Below are 16666 nucleotides of genomic sequence, written 5' to 3'. Positions count from 1 at the left end.
GGCATGGGAATCACGGTGATCGACGAGGAGAAGATCGGCGACCGGCTCCGCAGGCTGACCGTCCGCGCGAGCTCGGTGCCCGCGGCCGAGCTGGCGATCCACGTGCTGCTGCCGCACCGCTGGACGGCGAGCCGCACGTGGCCGCTGCTCACGCTCCACCACGGCGGACTGGACGACTCGTCCTCGTGGGTCCGCCGCACGGACGTCGAGCGGCTCAGCCGCGACGACGGCGTCCTGATCGTCATGCCCGACGGCGGCCGCGCGGGCGGGTACGCCGACTGGCGGCGCGGCCCCCAGTGGCAGACCTTCCACGTCCACCACGTCCACGCGCTGATGCGCGACCGCTACGCCGCCGGGCGGGTGCGCGCCGTGGCGGGGGTGTCCGGCGGCGGGTACGGCGCGCTGCTGAGCGCCGCCTCGAACCCGGGCGCGTTCCGCTTCGCGGCCGCCTTCAGCGGCCCGTGCACGATCCGCACGGCCCTGTCCGCGGCGACGCTGCTCGCCGCGACGGGGGTCGCCGGCCGCGTGAACCCCTTCGCGATGTGGGGCGTCCCGGTCGTCCACGACCGCCACTGGCGCGCCGCGGACCCCCTCCATCTCGCCGCCGGGCTCCGCGGCACGGGCGTCTACCTGTCGTCCGGGCTGACCGGACGGCCGGGCCCCCTCGACCCCTCGGCGCCGTGGAGCGCCGCCAATCTGGCCGAGCCCCTGGTCCGCGCGACGATCCGCCCGTTCCTGCGCCGCCTCCGGGCCCTCGGGATCCCCGCGGCCGCCCACCTGTACCGGGACGGCACGCACAGCTGGCCGTACTGGCGGCGGGAACTCCACCGTGTCTGGCCCAGACTCACGGCGTCCTTGCGCAACCCATGACGGCACGGCCCGTCTCCCTCGCACCCGGAAGTGTGTGGGAGTCTGTATCAAACAGTGTCCCTACACATAGCCGCGCTCCGTAGGACTTCTCCGGGCGCGATGCTCACTCAAGTACGGAAGAGGCCCGGCCGGGCGCCCCGGCGTGTGCGCGGGGGCGGTTACCCGGTGCCGGTCGTCCCGGCGGCGAGCCGGTCGCGCAGCCGCCCGAGGGCCAGGGCGTGCCAGTCGTCGAGGAGCGCGAGCGTGGACCGGGCGAGGTCCGCGTCGGCGGTCTCCCAGGCGGTGATCACGTTGCCCCAGAAATAGACGTGCTCGGACGCGTCCCCGTAGAGGGCCTCCAGCACCTCGGGCACCTCCGCCAGGACGTCGCCCATCGAGTTGAGGAGCCCGAGCGTGACGCCTCCGCCGAGTCCGGCGAGGACGGCGCGCAGGACGCCGAGCACGCCCTGGTGGACGTCCGCCGCCCGGACGGCGTCGCTGCGCGCGAGCAGCTCCAGTTGCGCGAAGGCCCGCCGCGCCGGTGCGGGATCGGCGCCATCGGGGCGGGGGCGGTCCGAGCCGGGTATGAGCTTGACCAGTGCCGCCTGGTAGAAGAGCTGGAGCGTCTCCAGGATCTCCTGGACGTTCCGCACGGTCAGCTCGGGAAGGCTGCTGGAGAACCGGAACAGGTACTGCCAGGTCTGTATCCCGCCGTAGAGGCGGATGTCGCGGACGACGACCCCGACGCCGTGGCGGGGCTCGACGAACCCCGCCAGGCGGAGCCGGGTCAGCACCTGCTGGACGCTCGAGGGGTTCAGCCCGTACCGGTCGGCGAGCCGCCGGATCGACGGGAGGGTGTCGCCGGCCCGGAGGCGACCCGTGGCGATCTGCAACGCGAGGTCGTCGGCGACCGCGTCCCGAACATTGCCGTGCGCCATCCCGCCCTCCCGTCCGTGCCCGGCGCGCGCGTCCTCCGCCCGCGGCGGGCGCCCGTTCACCGGCGTTCAGGGAGCACCGTACTGAATGCCCGCTACCAGGCGTCGTGGTGCAGGACGGTGTCGAGGGGGGCGCGGCGGGCGGGCTTGAAGGTGTCGCCGGTGTAGTACGCGGTGGGGATCAGCGCGCCCTGCCGGATGTTCGGGGGGATGCCGAGGAGTTCCGCGACCTCGCGTTCGTAGGCGAGGTGCAGGGACGTCCAGGCGGTGCCGAGGCCGCGGGCGCGGGCGGCGAGCGCGTAGTTCCAGACGGCGGGGTGGAGGGACGCCCACAGGCCGGCCTGGTTGGCGGCGGGGAGTTCGCCGGGGACGTGCAGGCAGGGGATGACGAGGACGGGCACCTCGCCCATGTGCTCGGCCAGGTGGGCGGCGCTGTCGCCGACGCGGCGCTGGACGGCGGCGCGGTCGGGATCGTCGGCGTGCAGGTTGCCGGCGAAGGACTTCGACTCGGCGTAGGCGGCGAACGCGCGGCGGTAGTACTCGCCGACGGCGCGGCGCCTGCCGGGGTCGGTGACGACGATCCAGTGCCAGTTCTGCGCGTTGCCGCCGGTCGGGGCCTGCACGGCGATCTCGAGGCATTCGCGGATCAGGTCCATCGGGACGGGACGCGCGAGGTCGAGGCGCTTGCGGACGGCCCGTGTGGTGGTGAGCAGCTCGTCGGGGCTCAGCGGCAGAGTCGTCATGCGTCCATGCTGCCCCACGGGCCACCGGGGGTTCCGGACGGGCCTCAGGTGAGGACCTCGTCGCTGAGCAGGCGCGCGAAGTCGGCGCGGAAGCGCTCGTACTGGGCGCGGAGGTCGGGGCCGGGCCAGTCGGCGGGGAGGAGCGCGGCGGGGAGGAGCGGGTCGTCCAGGAGGTGCCGGACGACGGCGGCGGCGAGCGTGAAGCGGTCGACGATGCCGTCGGCGGCGGCGAACGCGGCCCGCAGGTCTCGGGCGGGGGCGGCCCAGGCGTCCAGGTCCCACAGGGACGCGGCGAGCGCGGCGGGGTCGCCTTCGGGGCGGCCCTCGATGAACGTGCACTGCCGGACGGCTATGTCCGGGCGCTCGTGCAGAAGGTTCGCGGGCCGCATCCAGACGCCTTCGCGGAGTTCGGCGAGCCGGACGCCGGACATGGCCTGGCGGAGGGCGGTGCGTTCGGCGACGGGGCGGCGTTCGGCGGTGATGACGGCGATCTCCCAGGCGCCGTCCCAGGGGCGGGTGCGGGGGGAGCGGGCCTCGTCCTGGCGGGCCTGCCGGGCGAGGAGGCGTTCGGTGAGGCGGTAGCCGTCGCCGTCGCGGACGAGGTCGCCCGCGGCGACCATGCGCGAGAGCGCGACGCGGATCGCCCCGTCGGCGATGCCGAACAGGGCGCCGACGCGGACGAGGTGGCGGACCGGCAGGCGGGGCGGGTGGACGCCCAGCAGGGTGCTCAGGACCACCGACCGTGCGGTGAGGGCCCGGATCTCCATGGTTGCCAGTGACCTTATCGGGAGCCCGGTGCATTACAGGTCTTCCGTCACGTGTTGAGTAAGTGTAACGTCCAGGGTATGGGCAGCTACCTGATCGAGCCGTTCGACCGGCTCCCGTTCGGCGACGCGGAGAAGGCCCGCCGGTACGCGACCGAGCGGTACCGGGGCGCGGTGGGCCGCAACTGGTACGAGAGCGATCCGACGCTGCGGTTCCTGATGCGGCGCCACCTCGGGGACGGGTTCGGCTGGGCCGAGCCGCGGCTGCGGGAGCTCGGCGCGCTGATGGGCGGCCCGGTGGCACGGTGGGCCGAGGAGACCGACCGGAACCCGCCGCGGCTGGAGAAGTACGACCGGTGGGGGCGGGACGTCAGCGAGGTCGTGATGCCGCCGTCGTTCGAGGCGGCGCGGCGCGAGATCGTCGCGACGTCGTTCACCCGCCCCGAGTTCGTCCGCGAGGCGAAGGCGGCGGGGGCGGACCCGGTGGCGCTCGGCGTCGCGTGGAGCTACCTGCTCGACCAGGCCGACATCGGGATGGCGTGCGCGCTCGGCACGGGCGGCGACATGGTCGTCGGGCTCACCGAGGCGTTCGCGCCGGACGACGTGAAGGCGCGGGTCCGGGAGCTGTTCGCCGCCGGGGCGTTCTCCGGCGAGGCCGCGCAGATGCTGACGGAGCGGTCGGGCGGTTCGGACCTCGGGGCGCTGGAGTCGACGGCGGTCCGCGACGGGGACGCGTGGCGGCTCGACGGGTTCAAGTGGTTCGCGTCGAACGCGAACGGCTCGGCGTTCGTGGTGCTCGCCAAGCCGGCGGGCGCGGACGACGGGGTGCGGGGGATCGCGCCGTTCCTCGTCCTGCGGGAGCGGCGGGACGGGACGCGCAACGGCGTGCGGATCCGGCGGCTGAAGGACAAGCTGGGCACCCGGTCGGTGGCGTCCGCGGAGATCGAGTTCACCGGCGCGGAGGCGTTCCTGCTGGCCCCCGGGTCGTCCGCCGGCGAGGGCGGCGACGGCAGGGGGCTCGCGCGGATGATGGAGCTGACGAACGGCGCCCGGCTCGGCATCGCGACGATGGGGCTCGGCTGCGCGCGGCGCTCGCTCGTCGAGGCGCTCTGCTACGCGCGGGCGCGGGAGGCGTTCGGCGCGCCGCTGGCGGAGCAGCCGCTGATGCGGCGCAAGCTCGCGGAACTGGTCGTCGAGACGGAGGCCGCGCAGGCGCTGGTGTTCGACGGGTACCTGACGCCGCTGCGGATCGGCGCGGCGCTGGTGAAGCTGCGGGCGGCGCGGCTCGGCGTGACGGCGGCGAGCGACGCGATCGAGATCCACGGCGGCAACGGGTACATCGAGCAGTGGCCGGTGGCGCGCATCCTGCGGGACGCGCAGGTCAACCCGATCTGGGAGGGCGGCGACAACATCCTGTGCCTGGACGTGCGGCGCGGGATCGAGCGGCAGGACGCGCACGAGCCGTTCCTCGCCCGGGTCGCCGAGGCCGCCGGGCGGGCGCCCGCGGGGGACGACGCCACGGCCGCGCTCGTCCGGGACCGCATCGGGCATCTCCGCGAGGCCATAGAAGCGTGGCGCGGCCTCGACAAGAACGTGGCGGAGGCGCGCCTCTACCCGCTGGCGCAGTACATGGCGGACGTGTACGCGGCGGCTCTGCTTCTGGAGCAGGCCGGATGGGAACGCGACGACACGGGTACGGACCGCAAGGCCCTCGTCGCGCGCCTTTACGCTCGCGCCCACCTGGCCGACCCGAGCCCCTTGCGCGGTATCGACGGCCCGGCCGAGGATCTCGACCGGTTCGACGAACTCGTCGGCGGGGCCTTCACGGAGGAGTGACGGTATGGGGGTGCGGGTCGAGCGGCGCGGCGCCGTGACGACGGTGATCCTGTCGCGGCCGGAGGTGCGCAACGCCGTGGACGCGGCGACGGCGGCCGGGCTCGCGGACGCCTTCCGGGCGTTCGACGCGGACCCGGCGGCGAGCGTCGCGGTCCTGTGGGGCGAGGGCGGCACGTTCTGCGCGGGCGCCGACCTGAAGTCGATCGGGACGGACCGCGGCCCGCGCGTGGACCCGCCGCCCGCCGACGGCCCGCTCGGCTGCACCCGCATGCGGCTGTCGAAGCCGGTGATCGCGGCCGTCGCCGGGCACGCCGTCGCGGGCGGGCTGGAGCTGGCGCTCTGGTGCGACCTGCGCGTCGCCGAGGAGGACGCCGTGTTCGGCGTGTTCTGCCGCCGCTGGGGCGTCCCGCTCGTGGACGGCGGCACGGTGCGGCTCCCGCGCCTGATCGGCGAGAGCCGCGCGCTGGACCTGATCCTGACGGGACGTCCGGTGCGGGCGCGCGAGGCGTTCGACATCGGGCTCGCGAACCGGCTCGTCCCGTCCGGGACGGGCCGGGAGGCCGCCGAGGAACTGGCCGCCGAACTGGCCCGCTTCCCGCAGGCGTGCCTGCGCAACGACCGGGCGTCCGTCCTGGACGGCGCGGGGCTCGCCGAGCCGGACGCCCTCGCCGTCGAGCACCGGCACGGGCTCGGCTCCCTGGACGACGCCCTCACCGGCGCCGCCCGGTTCGCCGGGGGGCGCGGGCGACACGGCGACTTCTCCGACATCTGAACGTTGACCGAATCCGGTTCGGGTCCTAGGTTCCCTAGTGTGCGGGCGGCCCCGTCGCGACCTAGGGAGTCAATGCATGACCCTGACCGTGGAGCAGGCGGGCCTCGCGCTCGCCGACCCGAAGGCGTACGCCGACGACCGGCGGCTGCACGACGCGTGCGCGCTGCTGCGCCGCGAGTCGCCCGTCCACCGGGTCGACGCCCCCGGCTACGACCCGTTCTGGGCGGTCACCCGGCACGCGGACGTCATGGAGATCGAACGGGCCCACGACCTGTTCCGCAACGCGCCCCGCCCGCTGCTCGCGACGTCCGAGCTCGACGAGATCAACCGGCGGCGGGCCGAGCAGGGCATCGGGCTGCGCACCCTCATCCACATGGACGACCCCGACCACCGGGTCATCCGGGCGATCGGCGCCGACTGGTTCCGGCCGCGCGCGATGCGGGCGCTGGAACCGCGCGTCCGGGAGCTGGCGAAGCGGTACGTCGACCGCATGGTCGACCTCGGCGGCGAGTGCGACTTCGCGCAGGAGGTGAGCGTCCACTTCCCGCTGTACGTCATCCTGTCGCTGCTCGGCCTCCCCGAAAGCGACTTCGACCGGATGCTCACGCTCACCCAGGAGCTCTTCGGCGGTGACGACGAGGAGCGGCGGCGGGGCCAGAGCAACGAAGAGAAGCTCCAGGTCATCATGGAGTTCTTCGCCTACTTCCAGGAGCTGACCGAGGCCCGCCGCGCGAACCCGACCGACGACCTCGCGTCCGCGATCGCGAACGCCCGCGTCGGCGGCGAGCCGCTCAACGACTTCGACACCGCGTCGTACTACGTCATCATCGCGACCGCCGGGCACGACACCACCAGCGCGACGATCGCGGGCGGCCTGCACGCGCTCGTCGAGAACCCCGGCGAGCTCGACCGGCTCCGCGCCGACCTCTCGCTGATGCCGCTCGCCGTCGACGAGATGATCCGCTGGACCACGCCGGTCAAGGAGTTCATGCGCACGGCCGTCCGGGACTACGAGCTGCGCGGCGTCACGATCCGCGAGGGCGACGCGCTGCTGCTGTCGTACCCGTCCGCGAACCGCGACGAGGAGGTCTTCGCCGACCCGTTCCGGTTCGACGTCGGCCGCGACCCGAACAAGCACCTGGCGTTCGGGTTCGGCGTCCACTACTGCCTGGGCGCCGCCCTCGCCCGCATCGAGGTCCGCGCGTTCTTCGAGGAGCTGCTGCCGCGGCTGCGCTCGATCGAGCTCGCGGGCGAGCCGGAGGGGATCGCGACCACGTTCGTCGGCGGCCTCAAGCGGCTGCCGATCCGGTACAAGATCTCCTGACCCCGTCCCGCCGCCGAGGAGTTCGCATGCAGATCGACGCCGCCGTCCTGCGGGCCGCCGACGCCCCCTTCACGATCGAGGGCCTGGACCTGGCCGACCCCGGGCCCGGCGAGATCCTCGTCCGCATCGCGGGCACCGGCATGTGCCACACCGACCAGATGGCCCGCATTCCGGGCGACCTCGTCGCGAAGCCGGTCGTGCTCGGCCACGAGGGCGCGGGCGTCGTCGAGGCCGTCGGGCCGGGCGTCGCCGGCGTCACCGAGGGCGACCCCGTGGTCATGTCGTTCGACTCCTGCGGGACCTGCGCCGACTGCCGCGACGGCCACCCCGGCTTCTGCCCGGGGATGGTCACGCGGAACATGCTCGCCGCCCCGCTCGACGGCGTCGCCCGGCTCACCGACGCGTCCGGCGCGGCCGTCCACAACCGGTGGTTCGGCCAGTCGTCGTTCGCGACGCACGCCCTCGGGACCGCCCGCAACGTCGTGCCCGTCACCCGCGACCTCCCGCCGGACGCGCTCGCGAAGCTCGGCCCGCTCGGCTGCGGCGTCCAGACGGGCGCGGCGTCCGTGCTCATCGCGCTCGGCGTCGGCGCCGGCGACACGTTCGCGGTGTTCGGCGCGGGCGCCGTCGGGCTCGCCGCCGTGATGGCCGCCCGGCTCGCGGGCGCCGCGACCATCATCGCGGTCGACCTGCACGAATCACGGCTGGAACTGGCGCGGGAACTGGGCGCCACGCACACGCTGAACGGCGCCGACGACGACCTCCCCGGGCAGATCCGGGGGCTCACCGGCGGCGGCGTCCGGTACGCGCTCGACACCACCGCCGTCCCGGACGTCGTGTCCGGCGCCGTCGCGTCGCTGCGGGCGAACGGCGTCTGCGGCCTCGTCGGCGTCGGCGCGACCGAGTACCGCCTCGACGCGAACCTGCTGCTCCTGGGCCGCACGGTCAAGGGCATCATCGAGGGCGACGCCGTCCCCCACACGTTCATCCCGAAGATGATCGAACTGTGGCGGCAGGGCCGCTTCCCGTTCGACCGGCTGATCACGACCTACCCGCTCGCCGCGATCAACGAGGCCGAGGCGGACGCCCACGCGGGCAAGGTCGTCAAGCCCGTCCTCATCCCGGGCGGCTAGCGGACGCGGTGGAGGAGGTCGTCGCCGCGGTCGAGGCGGCGGCAGTTCTCCACCGCGACCTCGAAGTACCGCTCCCACGTCTCGCGCGTCAGCCACGCCACGTGCGGCAGCACGACCGTGTTCTCCAGCGCGAGCAGCGGGTTCGCGGGGTCGACCGGCTCCGACTCGAACACGTCGAGGCCCGCGCCGCCCAGCCGTCCCGACTCCAGCTCCCGGACGAGCGCCGCCTCGTCGATCACCGCGCCGCGCGCCGTGTTCACGACGACCGCGCCGTCCGGGAGGAGGGCCAGGCGCCGCTCGTCCAGGAGATGATGCGTCTCGTCCGTCAGCGGGACGTGCACCGACAGGACGTCGCTCGCCCGCAGCAGCCCGTCGAGGTCGCGCCACGCGGGGTCGTCCGGGCGCGGCCGCCGCGACGTGTACAGGACGCGCGCGCCGATCGCCTCCAGCATCCCCCGCAGCAGCCCCGCGATCTCGCCGCCGCCGAGCAGCCCGACCGTCCGGCCCTTCAGCTCGCCGCCGACCAGCGCCCGGTCGGCCGGCCAGCCCGCGCCCGCGCGGGTGCGCGCGTCGAACGTGACGACGCGGCGCAGCACCGACAGCGTCAGCAGCAGGGTCGTCTCCGCCACCGCCTGCGCGTTCCGCCCCGGCATGTTCGCGACCGCGATGCCCCGCTCCGCCGCCGCGTCCAGGTCGATCGTGTTCACCCCGGTGCCGAGCTTCTGGATCAGCCGCAGCTTCGGCGCCCGGTCCATGTCCGCCGCCGTCAGCGGGCGCAGGACGTGCCAGATCACCTCGGCGTCCGGCAGCAGCTCCGCGAACCGCGCCTCGTCCTCCTCCGGGCAGCTCACCACGTCCAGCCCCGGCTCGGAACGATCCATGTCGTAGTGCAGCAGAACGCGCATGCCCGGCCTTTCGATCATCGATTCAAGAAACGTGAACCCGGCGGTCGCGACCGTTGTTCCCCGGGTACGGTCCACCATCATGACCTGGCCCGAACTGCCGATCGTCCAGGCGCCCATGGCGGGCGGACCGTCCACGCCCGAACTCGCCGCCGCCGTCTCCACGGCCGGCGGCCTCGGCTTCCTCGCCGCCGGATACAAGACGGTCGCCGCCATGCGCGCCGACATCGCCCGCACCCGCGAGCTGACGGACCGTCCCTTCGGGACGAACCTGTTCACGCCGTCCCACGACGACGTCGATCCCGCGGCCGTCGAGAGGTACCGGACGCGGCTCGTCCCCGAGGCCGAACGGCTCGGCACCGCCCCCGGGGACCCCTCGCCGTCCGCACGCGACGACGACTACGACGCGAAGATCGCCGATCTCCTCGGCGACCCGCCCGCGTTCGTGAGCTTCACCTTCGGGACACCGCACGCCGACGTCGTCCGGGCCTTGCAGGAACGCGGCGTCACCGTGGTCGTCACGGTCACGAACGTGGACGAAGCCCTGCGCGCGTCGCACGAATCCGGCGCGGACGCCCTCTGCCTGCAGGGCTTCGAGGCCGGCGGGCATCGGGCGTCCTTCACGAACACCCTCGACGACGGCCTGCCGGTGCGCGGGCTCCTCGCCGCCGTGCGGGCCGCCGTCCCCGACCGTCCGCTGATCGCCGCCGGGGGCCTCGCCACGCGGGCGGACGTCGCCGAACTGCTCGAGCTCGGGGCGGTCGCCGCGCAGCTCGGCACCGCGTTCGTCCGGTGCCCCGAGAGCGGCGCGAACGCCGTCCACAAGGCCGCGCTCGCCGACCCCCGCTTCACCGCGACCGCCGTCACCCGCGCGTTCAGCGGGCGCCCCGCGCGCGGCCTCGTCAACCGCTTCCTCGCCGAGCACGACGCGCACGCGCCCGCCGCGTACCCGGACGTCCACCACGTCACCGCGCCGCTGCGGAAGGCCGCCGTCGCCGCGGGCGACCCGGACGTCCCGAACCTGTGGGCGGGCACGTCCTGGCGGCACGCCGCGGACGCGCCCGCCGCCGAGGTCGTCCGGTCCCTGGCGGGCTGACCCCCGGCGTCAGCCGCGCGCCTTCGCGACCGCCTCCCGCACCGCCGGGGCGATCTCCCCGCCCCACCGGCCGAGCGAGACGTCGTCGTGCGCGTCGTGGCCGGGCGGGAAGAGCACGAACCCGGACGCGCCGTGCTCCAGCACCGCGCCCGTCAGCTCCTCGGCCCACTGGTCCACGGACCCGCCGACCCAGCGGCCCTCGCGGTCGCGCGTCGCCGCGAGCGGTCGGTCGGTGATGCGGCCGGGCAGGTTGTAGACGGTGCGGACCTCGCCCGGGTCCCGCCCCGGCGGCGGCCGCCGCGTCGTCGATGACCGGCCGCGACGTCCGGTACCGCTCGCTGAGCCAGTCCGCCGCGTGCCCCGGGATCCAGCCGTCCGCCACCCGGCCCGTCGCGGCCAGCGACTTCTTCCCGACGGATCCGGTCCACACGGGCGGCGCGGGCACCGGCGCCGGCTCGATGCCGTCCACCCGGTAGTGCCGCCCGTGGTGGGTGACCGGCGCGCCGCCGCCCGACAGCGCCTTGACGAGGACGATCGCCTCCTCGAACGCGTCCACCGCGTCGCCGGGCGACAGCCGCGGCACCCCCATGTCGGCGATCCGGTCCCACAGCCCGCCCACGCCGAGGCCGAGCACCACGCGGCCGTCCGACAGCGCCGACAGCGACGTCACCGTCCGGGCGAGCATGGGCGCGGGCCGGGTCGGCAGGTTGCTCACGTTGGCGAAGCCCGCGATGCGCCGGGTCCGGCCGAGGACGAACCCGATCGTGGCGTAGGCGTCCAGGCGTCCGCCGATGTAGGGGTGGTCGGAGAGGGAGAACAGGTCGAGGCCGTCCTCGTCGGCCCGCCGCACCATGCGCAGCAGCTCGGGCGCCTCGTCGATGCCGGTGTGCGCACCGAACCCGAAAACGACATCATGAATGGACACGGTCGCACCTTTCGTTCGTCTCGCGAACTTTATTAGTTCGTGAGGCGAACTGCAAGGGCGGGCTCCGGTCGCGCCTCCTTCGGGGGCCGGGTCAGCGGTCGCCGGGCTCGTCGGCGCCCTGGCCCGGTTCGAGGAAGACGAGCGGGACCTCGTTGTCGAGGACGACGCGTCCGAGCAGGCGGCCGAGGGTCTCCCGCTCGGCGTCGCCCAGCCCGCTCGGCAGCGCGTCGACCCGCCGGCAGGTCTCGTCGTAGAACTCCTCGGCGAGCCGCGCGCCCTTCGGGGTGAGCGAGACCAGGACCGCGCGCGTGTCCGACGGGCACGTCTCGCGCCGGACCAGCCCGTTGCGCTCGGTGCGGTCGACCAGGCCGGTCAGGCTCGACTTGGCCAGGCCCAGCATCGCGCCGAGCTCGCCCATCCCGTACGGCCGGTGCATCAGCACGCACAGCAACTGGCCCTGCTGCGAGGTGAGGCCGTGTTCCCGGGCCGACTCGCTGTACACGGCGTTCACCAGGAACGTGGACCGCACCAGCGCCGCCACGACCCCGATCCGGCCGTCGTCATCCGTGCGCACGCCGCAAGTGTACCGGCGGGACCCACGGAGTTCGCAGGGCGAATTATCGCGCGCCCCAGTCCCAGAGGGCCTGCAGGACGGGGCCGAGCTCCCGCCCCCGCGGCGTCAGCGCGTACCGCGTCCGGACCGGACGGCCCGGCAACCGGTGCCGCTCGGCCACGCCCGCCGCCACGAGCTGCGCCAGCCGGTCCGACAGCACCTTGTCCGACAGCGCGGGCAGCAGCTCCCGCAGTTCCCCGTACCCGCGGTCGCCCTTCAGCAGCTCCCGCACCACCAGCGTCGTCCAGCGGCCCCGCAGCGCCCCCAGCGTGATCTCCACCGGGCACTCCGCCGCCGGCGCGGCGACCGCCGCGCGCGGATCGTCCGGCAGCCCCGGCCGGCTAACCGCTTGGTGAGCCACGGCCCCGCCCACTACGTTCTCGACCACTCGCCCTCCCACCGGAAGGATGCCGCATGCGACAGCTCGCCGAACGCCCCGAGGACGTCCCCGCCGTCTTCGCCGACCGCTTCAACTCCGGCGATCCGGCCGCCCTCGCCGAGGTCTACGAGGACGACGGCATGCTCGTCCTCGGCGGGCCCCTCACCGGCGAGGCCGCCCACGCCGCGAACGCCCGCCTCCAGGGGCTCGGCGTCCCGATCACCGTCCGCCCCCGGCACGTCCACGCCAACGGCGACCTCGCGCTCCTCATCGTCGACTGGTCCATCGAGGGCACCGGCCCGGACGGCGAACCCGTCGCGATCCGCGGCACCGCGACCGACGTCGCCCGCCGCGGCCCCGACGGATACTGGCGCTACGCCATCGACAACCCCTTCGGCGTCGAAGACTTCGAAGGCCCCTGACAGTGAGCGGGCCTTGACGGACCGATCGGTTCGCTGAACGCACGCGGGGCGGACAGGGCCCTTCTCGGGAGGCTTCCGGCGGGTTACCGTGTGCGTGGCGTCCTGGCCGGCAGTGCGCCCTGCGCCTGGGAGGGTCCCGCACGCGGGACCGCGTGGCTCTGTGCCGGCTCCTCAGTATCCCCGTCTGCCGAGGAGCCCGATGAAGACCACGTCCAGAACATGGCCCGCGCTCGCCGCGGCCGTCACCGCGCTCGTCCTCGCACTGACCGTCGTGGTGACGTTCCCCCTTCACGCGTCGTCCGCGTCGTTGACCGCGTGCGCGTATCCCGCCTGGGCCGAAGGCAACTCCTACACGGCCGGTACCAAGGTGTCCTACGAGGGACGCGGGTACGAGGCCGTCTCGTCGCACACCGCGCACCCGGGCGCCGGGTGGAATCCGGCGTCCACTCCCACCCTGTGGCGCGACATCGGCGCCTGCGAGGGGACGCCCCCGACCACCGCCCCGCCGACCACCGCCCCGCCGACCACCGCCCCGCCGACCACCGACCCGCCGACGACGCCGCCGCCCGGAGGGGAGGACGACTGCGCGCCGAAGGGCAGGCCGTCCGGCAAGGTGCTGCACGGGTACTGGGAGAACTGGGACGGCGCGGCCAACGGCGTGCATCCGCCGTTCGGCTGGACGCCGATCACGAACCCGGAGATCCGGCGGCACGGATACAACGTCGTCAACATGGCGTTCCCCGTGATCCGCTCGGACGGCACCGTGCTGTGGGAGGACGGGATGGACGCGACCGTCAAGGTCGCGACGCCCGCGGAGATGTGCGCCGCGAAGGAGGCGGGGCTCACGCTGCTGATGTCGATCGGCGGGGCGACGGCGGGCATCGACCTGTCGTCGCGGGCGGTCGCCGACCGGTTCGTCGAGACGATCGTCCCGATCCTGCGGCGGTACAACTTCGACGGCATCGACATCGACATCGAGACCGGCCTGACGGGTGGCGGCGACATCAAGACGCTCTCGACATCCCAGGCCAACCTGGTCCACATCATCGACGGCGTGCTCGCGCGGATGCCCGCGAACTTCGGGCTGACGATGGCGCCGGAGACCGCGTACGTGACCGGCGGCAGCGTCGTCTACGGGTCGATCTGGGGCGCGTACCTCCCGATCATCAAGAAGTACGCCGACAACGGCCGTCTGTGGTGGCTGAACATGCAGTACTACAACGGCTCCATGTACGGGTGCTCCGGTGACTCCTACTCCGCCGGGACGGTCGAGGGGTTCGTGAAGCAGACCGACTGCCTGAACGACGGGCTCGTCATCCAGGGCACGACGATCCGGGTGCCGTACGACAAGCAGGTTCCCGGGCTGCCCGCGCAGCCGGGCGCGGGCGGCGGCCACATGCCGCCGAGCCTCGTCGCGCAGGCGTGGAACCACTACGGCGGACGGCTGAAGGGCCTGATGACCTGGTCCCTGAACTGGGACGGGTCGAAGGGCTGGACGTTCGGCGACAACGTCCGCTCCCTCCAGGGACGCTGACGCGGGGACGAACCGGGGTGCGGGCCCGCACCCCGGTTCGTCATCCGGCGGCGCGGGCCGCGCGGGCGCCGAGGTCGCGCAGGTGCTCGACCAGTTCGGGCGGGTCGTGGACGGTGAAGTCGCAGCCGAGCATCAGCAGCCGGGCCGCGAGCCACGGCAGGGTGTCGGCGTAGGTGTCGAGGCGGCAGGTCCGTTCGTCGATCGGGGTGACGTCGTCGGGGGCGGCGCCGAGCCCCAGCCGGACCTCCTCCGCCGGGGCCCGCAGGGTGACCGTCGCGGTGTGGACGGGCGCGAGCGAGTACATCCGGTCGGTGACGAACGCGACGGCGTCCCCGCCGGGGACGTCGCGTGGCGCGAACCGCTGCCCGGTGGGGTGCGGTTCCCGGATCCGGTCGGCGCGGAAGATGCGCCAGTCGTCGCGTTCGGTGTCGTGGGCGAGCAGGTACCAGCGGCGGCCCGCGGCGACCAGCCGGTACGGCTCGACCTTCCGGCGGCCCTCGGTGCCGTCCGCCTTCACGTACGCGAACCGCAGCGCCTCGCGGTTGGTGACGGCGGCCGCGGCGGCGGCGAGGACGTCCGGGTCGACGCGGGGTCCGTCCGGGGGCGGCATCGCGACGGTCGCGGTGTTCAGCGTGCCGACCCGCCGCCGCAGCCGCGCGGGGAGCACCTGCTCCAGTTTGGCGAGGGCCCGGACGGACGCCTCGCCGATGCCGTCCACCGCGTTCCCGGCGGCGGTGCGGAGGCTGACGGCGATCGCCACGGACTCCTCGTCGTCGAGCAGCAGCGGCGGCATCGCGGTCCCGGCGACGAGCCGGTACCCGCCGTCCGGGCCGGTGGTGCCCTCGATGGGGTAGCCGAGGCCGCGCAGCCGGTCGATGTCGCGGCGGACGGTGCGGGGGCTCACGCCGAGCCGGTCGGCGAGTTCGCCGCCGGGCCACTCGCGCGGCGTCTGGAGCAGCGACAGCAGGGTCAGGAGCCGTCCGGGGGTGTCCGTCATGTTCTCCAGGGTCGGCGAAGTCGAGGCCAGAAATTGACCTAAACCGAGCCTACCTTGGGGCCATCAGCACCGAGGAGGACACATGACCGTTCGGCCGTTCCGCATCGACGTCCCGCAGGCCGACCTGGACGACCTGAACGAGCGGCTCGCGCGCACCCGGTGGCCGCGGCGGCTCCCGGGTGAAGGCTGGAGCCGCGGCGTCCCCGTCGACTATCTGCGCGACCTCGCGGAGTACTGGCGCACCGGGTTCGACTGGCGCGCCCAGGAGGCCCGCTTCAACGGGTTCCCGCAGTTCATGACCGAGATCGACGGGCTCGACGTGCACTTCCTGCACGTCCGGTCGGCCGACCCGGACGCCCTCCCGCTGCTCCTCACGCACGGCTGGCCGAACTCGTTCGTCGAGTTCGTCGAACTGCTCGGGCACCTCGCGGACTTCCACGTCGTCGTCCCGACCGTCCCCGGCTTCGGGTTCTCGGCGGCGCCCCGGGAGACCGGCTTCAGCGTGGCGCGCGTCGGCCGCATGTGGGCGGAGCTGATGCGCCGCCTCGGCTACGACCGGTACGGCGTCGAGGGCGGCGACCTCGGCGCCTACATCGCGCCGGAGGTCGCGAAGGCCGCGCCCGGGCACGTCGCGGGCGTGTACGTCATCGCCGGCCTCGGCTTCCCCACCGAGAAGGACGTCCCGGACATGACGCCCGAGGAGCGCGCGCACTACGAGATGATGCAGCAGTGGTCGACGGGCGGCCTGGACCACCACGCCATCCAGCGGGCCGCGCCCCAGACGTTCGCGTACGGGTGGGAGGACTCCCCGGCGGCGGCGCTCGCCTGGATGATGCAGAAGTTCGAGGACTTCAACACCTCGGGCGTCCCGGCCGACGAGGCCATCGACCGCAACCTCATCCTCGCGAACGTCAGCCTGTACTGGTTCACGCAGTCGTTCGGGACGGCCGCGTGGCAGTACTACGAGACGTCCGAGTCGGCGTGGCCCGAGGGGCAGGACCTCGTCCCGACCGGCCTCTACAGCGGCCCTCCCGGCATCCGCAGGCTCGCCGAGCGCCACAACACGATCGTCCACTGGCCGGAGGACAACCCGGGCGGCCACCACTTCATCGCGATGGAACGCCCCGACGCCGTGGCCGCCGACCTGCGCAAGTTCTTCACGCTCGTCCGCTGACGCGACCGGACCGGCCCCGTTCCCGCCCGGGAACGGGGCCGGTCCGCTCACGGCACCAGGACAGGACGACCTTGCCGGGCAGCCGCCCGGCGACGGCCGCGTCGTGGACGTCCGCGAGGTCGGCCAGCGGCCGCCGCTCGCCGACGTCGATCGTCAGCTCGCCCGCGTCGACCCGCGCGACCAGTTCGGCGAGCCGCGCGGCGTCACCGGCGGGTCTGCTGGAGAAGGCCGGCCTACCTGCACGGTGACGGTGCCGGCCCGGGCGGAT

Annotated in this window: 18 protein-coding genes and 1 pseudogene; 9 read left to right on the top strand and 10 right to left on the bottom strand. The window is 74.1% G+C overall.

Annotated elements, in window-relative coordinates:
* The first annotated feature begins 3 nt into the window (after window positions 1-3).
* Window positions 4-870, top strand: a complete 867-nt coding sequence (locus ACFQ11_RS01005) for an alpha/beta hydrolase (protein ID WP_378295764.1) — start codon at window positions 4-6, stop codon at window positions 868-870.
* A gap of 158 nt (window positions 871-1028) precedes the next feature.
* Here the strand turns inward: ACFQ11_RS01005 and ACFQ11_RS01000 are convergent, their stop codons facing one another.
* Genes ACFQ11_RS01000 through ACFQ11_RS00990 form a run of 3 tightly spaced genes read right to left on the bottom strand, consistent with a single transcriptional unit; the run spans window position 1029 to window position 3294 of the window.
* Window positions 1029-1847: a GntR family transcriptional regulator gene (locus ACFQ11_RS01000; RefSeq protein ID WP_378295763.1), complete on the bottom strand. Its 819-nt coding sequence runs from the start codon at window positions 1845-1847 to the stop codon at window positions 1029-1031.
* Between the two features lie 32 nt (window positions 1848-1879).
* Entirely contained in the window at window positions 1880-2527 is a 648-nt protein-coding gene (locus ACFQ11_RS00995; protein ID WP_378295762.1) for a nitroreductase family protein, read from the bottom strand.
* Between the two features lie 44 nt (window positions 2528-2571).
* The gene (locus ACFQ11_RS00990; protein WP_378295761.1) at window positions 2572-3294 is read right to left on the bottom strand and encodes a PaaX family transcriptional regulator C-terminal domain-containing protein; all 723 of its coding nucleotides are present in this window, start codon (window positions 3292-3294) and stop codon (window positions 2572-2574) included.
* Between the two features lie 78 nt (window positions 3295-3372).
* Between ACFQ11_RS00990 and ACFQ11_RS00985 the strand changes: the two genes are divergently transcribed.
* From ACFQ11_RS00985 to ACFQ11_RS00970, 4 genes are all read left to right on the top strand, one after another.
* On the top strand, window positions 3373-5127 hold the full coding sequence (locus tag ACFQ11_RS00985) for an acyl-CoA dehydrogenase family protein (protein WP_378295759.1): 1755 nt from the start codon (window positions 3373-3375) through the stop codon (window positions 5125-5127).
* A 4-nt stretch (window positions 5128-5131) separates the two neighbouring features.
* Window positions 5132-5899, top strand: a complete 768-nt coding sequence (locus ACFQ11_RS00980) for a crotonase/enoyl-CoA hydratase family protein (protein ID WP_378295758.1) — start codon at window positions 5132-5134, stop codon at window positions 5897-5899.
* A 76-nt stretch (window positions 5900-5975) separates the two neighbouring features.
* Window positions 5976-7223 carry a cytochrome P450 gene (locus ACFQ11_RS00975; RefSeq protein WP_378295757.1) on the top strand — a complete coding sequence of 416 codons (1248 nt, stop codon included), beginning with the start codon at window positions 5976-5978 and terminating at the stop codon, window positions 7221-7223.
* Window positions 7224-7249: 26 nt separating this feature from the next.
* Window positions 7250-8356, top strand: a complete 1107-nt coding sequence (locus ACFQ11_RS00970) for an NAD(P)-dependent alcohol dehydrogenase (protein WP_378295756.1) — start codon at window positions 7250-7252, stop codon at window positions 8354-8356.
* Here the strand turns inward: ACFQ11_RS00970 and ACFQ11_RS00965 are convergent.
* Entirely contained in the window at window positions 8353-9261 is a 909-nt protein-coding gene (locus tag ACFQ11_RS00965; protein WP_378295755.1) for a 2-hydroxyacid dehydrogenase, read from the bottom strand. The genes ACFQ11_RS00970 and ACFQ11_RS00965 overlap by 4 nt on opposite strands.
* 79 nt (window positions 9262-9340) lie before the next feature.
* Between ACFQ11_RS00965 and ACFQ11_RS00960 the strand changes: the two genes are divergently transcribed.
* On the top strand, window positions 9341-10354 hold the full coding sequence (locus ACFQ11_RS00960) for a nitronate monooxygenase (protein WP_378295754.1): 1014 nt from the start codon (window positions 9341-9343) through the stop codon (window positions 10352-10354).
* Window positions 10355-10363: 9 nt separating this feature from the next.
* Here the strand turns inward: ACFQ11_RS00960 and ACFQ11_RS00955 are convergent, their stop codons facing one another.
* From ACFQ11_RS00955 to ACFQ11_RS00940, 4 genes and pseudogenes are all read right to left on the bottom strand, one after another.
* Window positions 10364-10531 (bottom strand): hypothetical protein, encoded by a 168-nt coding sequence (locus ACFQ11_RS00955; RefSeq protein ID WP_378295913.1) that lies wholly within the window; start codon window positions 10529-10531, stop codon window positions 10364-10366.
* A gap of 154 nt (window positions 10532-10685) precedes the next feature.
* Window positions 10686-11207: pseudogene (locus ACFQ11_RS00950) on the bottom strand (LLM class flavin-dependent oxidoreductase); the annotation flags it as partial.
* A 163-nt stretch (window positions 11208-11370) separates the two neighbouring features.
* Window positions 11371-11853 (bottom strand): MarR family winged helix-turn-helix transcriptional regulator, encoded by a 483-nt coding sequence (locus ACFQ11_RS00945; RefSeq protein ID WP_378295753.1) that lies wholly within the window; start codon window positions 11851-11853, stop codon window positions 11371-11373.
* Window positions 11854-11896: 43 nt separating this feature from the next.
* The gene (locus ACFQ11_RS00940; RefSeq protein ID WP_378295752.1) at window positions 11897-12172 is read right to left on the bottom strand and encodes a winged helix-turn-helix transcriptional regulator; all 276 of its coding nucleotides are present in this window, start codon (window positions 12170-12172) and stop codon (window positions 11897-11899) included.
* A 134-nt stretch (window positions 12173-12306) separates the two neighbouring features.
* On the opposite strand from ACFQ11_RS00940, the gene ACFQ11_RS00935 reads away from it, so the two are divergent.
* Window positions 12307-12693: a YybH family protein gene (locus ACFQ11_RS00935; RefSeq protein ID WP_378295751.1), complete on the top strand. Its 387-nt coding sequence runs from the start codon at window positions 12307-12309 to the stop codon at window positions 12691-12693.
* 199 nt (window positions 12694-12892) lie between these two features.
* Window positions 12893-14227, top strand: a complete 1335-nt coding sequence (locus tag ACFQ11_RS00930; protein ID WP_378295750.1) for a glycosyl hydrolase family 18 protein — start codon at window positions 12893-12895, stop codon at window positions 14225-14227.
* A gap of 40 nt (window positions 14228-14267) precedes the next feature.
* Here ACFQ11_RS00930 and ACFQ11_RS00925 read toward each other — a convergent pair whose 3' ends face one another.
* The gene (locus ACFQ11_RS00925) at window positions 14268-15224 is read right to left on the bottom strand and encodes a helix-turn-helix transcriptional regulator (RefSeq protein ID WP_378295749.1); all 957 of its coding nucleotides are present in this window, start codon (window positions 15222-15224) and stop codon (window positions 14268-14270) included.
* A gap of 82 nt (window positions 15225-15306) precedes the next feature.
* On the opposite strand from ACFQ11_RS00925, the gene ACFQ11_RS00920 reads away from it, so the two are divergent.
* The gene (locus tag ACFQ11_RS00920) at window positions 15307-16398 is read left to right on the top strand and encodes an epoxide hydrolase family protein (RefSeq protein ID WP_378295748.1); all 1092 of its coding nucleotides are present in this window, start codon (window positions 15307-15309) and stop codon (window positions 16396-16398) included.
* Here ACFQ11_RS00920 and ACFQ11_RS00915 read toward each other — a convergent pair.
* Complete coding sequence (locus ACFQ11_RS00915; RefSeq protein ID WP_378295904.1) at window positions 16382-16666, bottom strand: zinc-binding dehydrogenase; 285 nt, start codon at window positions 16664-16666, stop codon at window positions 16382-16384. The two genes, ACFQ11_RS00920 and ACFQ11_RS00915, sit on opposite strands and share 17 nt — an antisense overlap.

The sequence above is a fragment of the Actinomadura sediminis genome, from assembly GCF_042675525.1.
Classification (GTDB): Bacteria; Actinomycetota; Actinomycetes; order Streptosporangiales; family Streptosporangiaceae; genus Spirillospora; species Spirillospora sediminis.
This window is presented reverse-complemented; position numbering and strand designations above follow the sequence as displayed.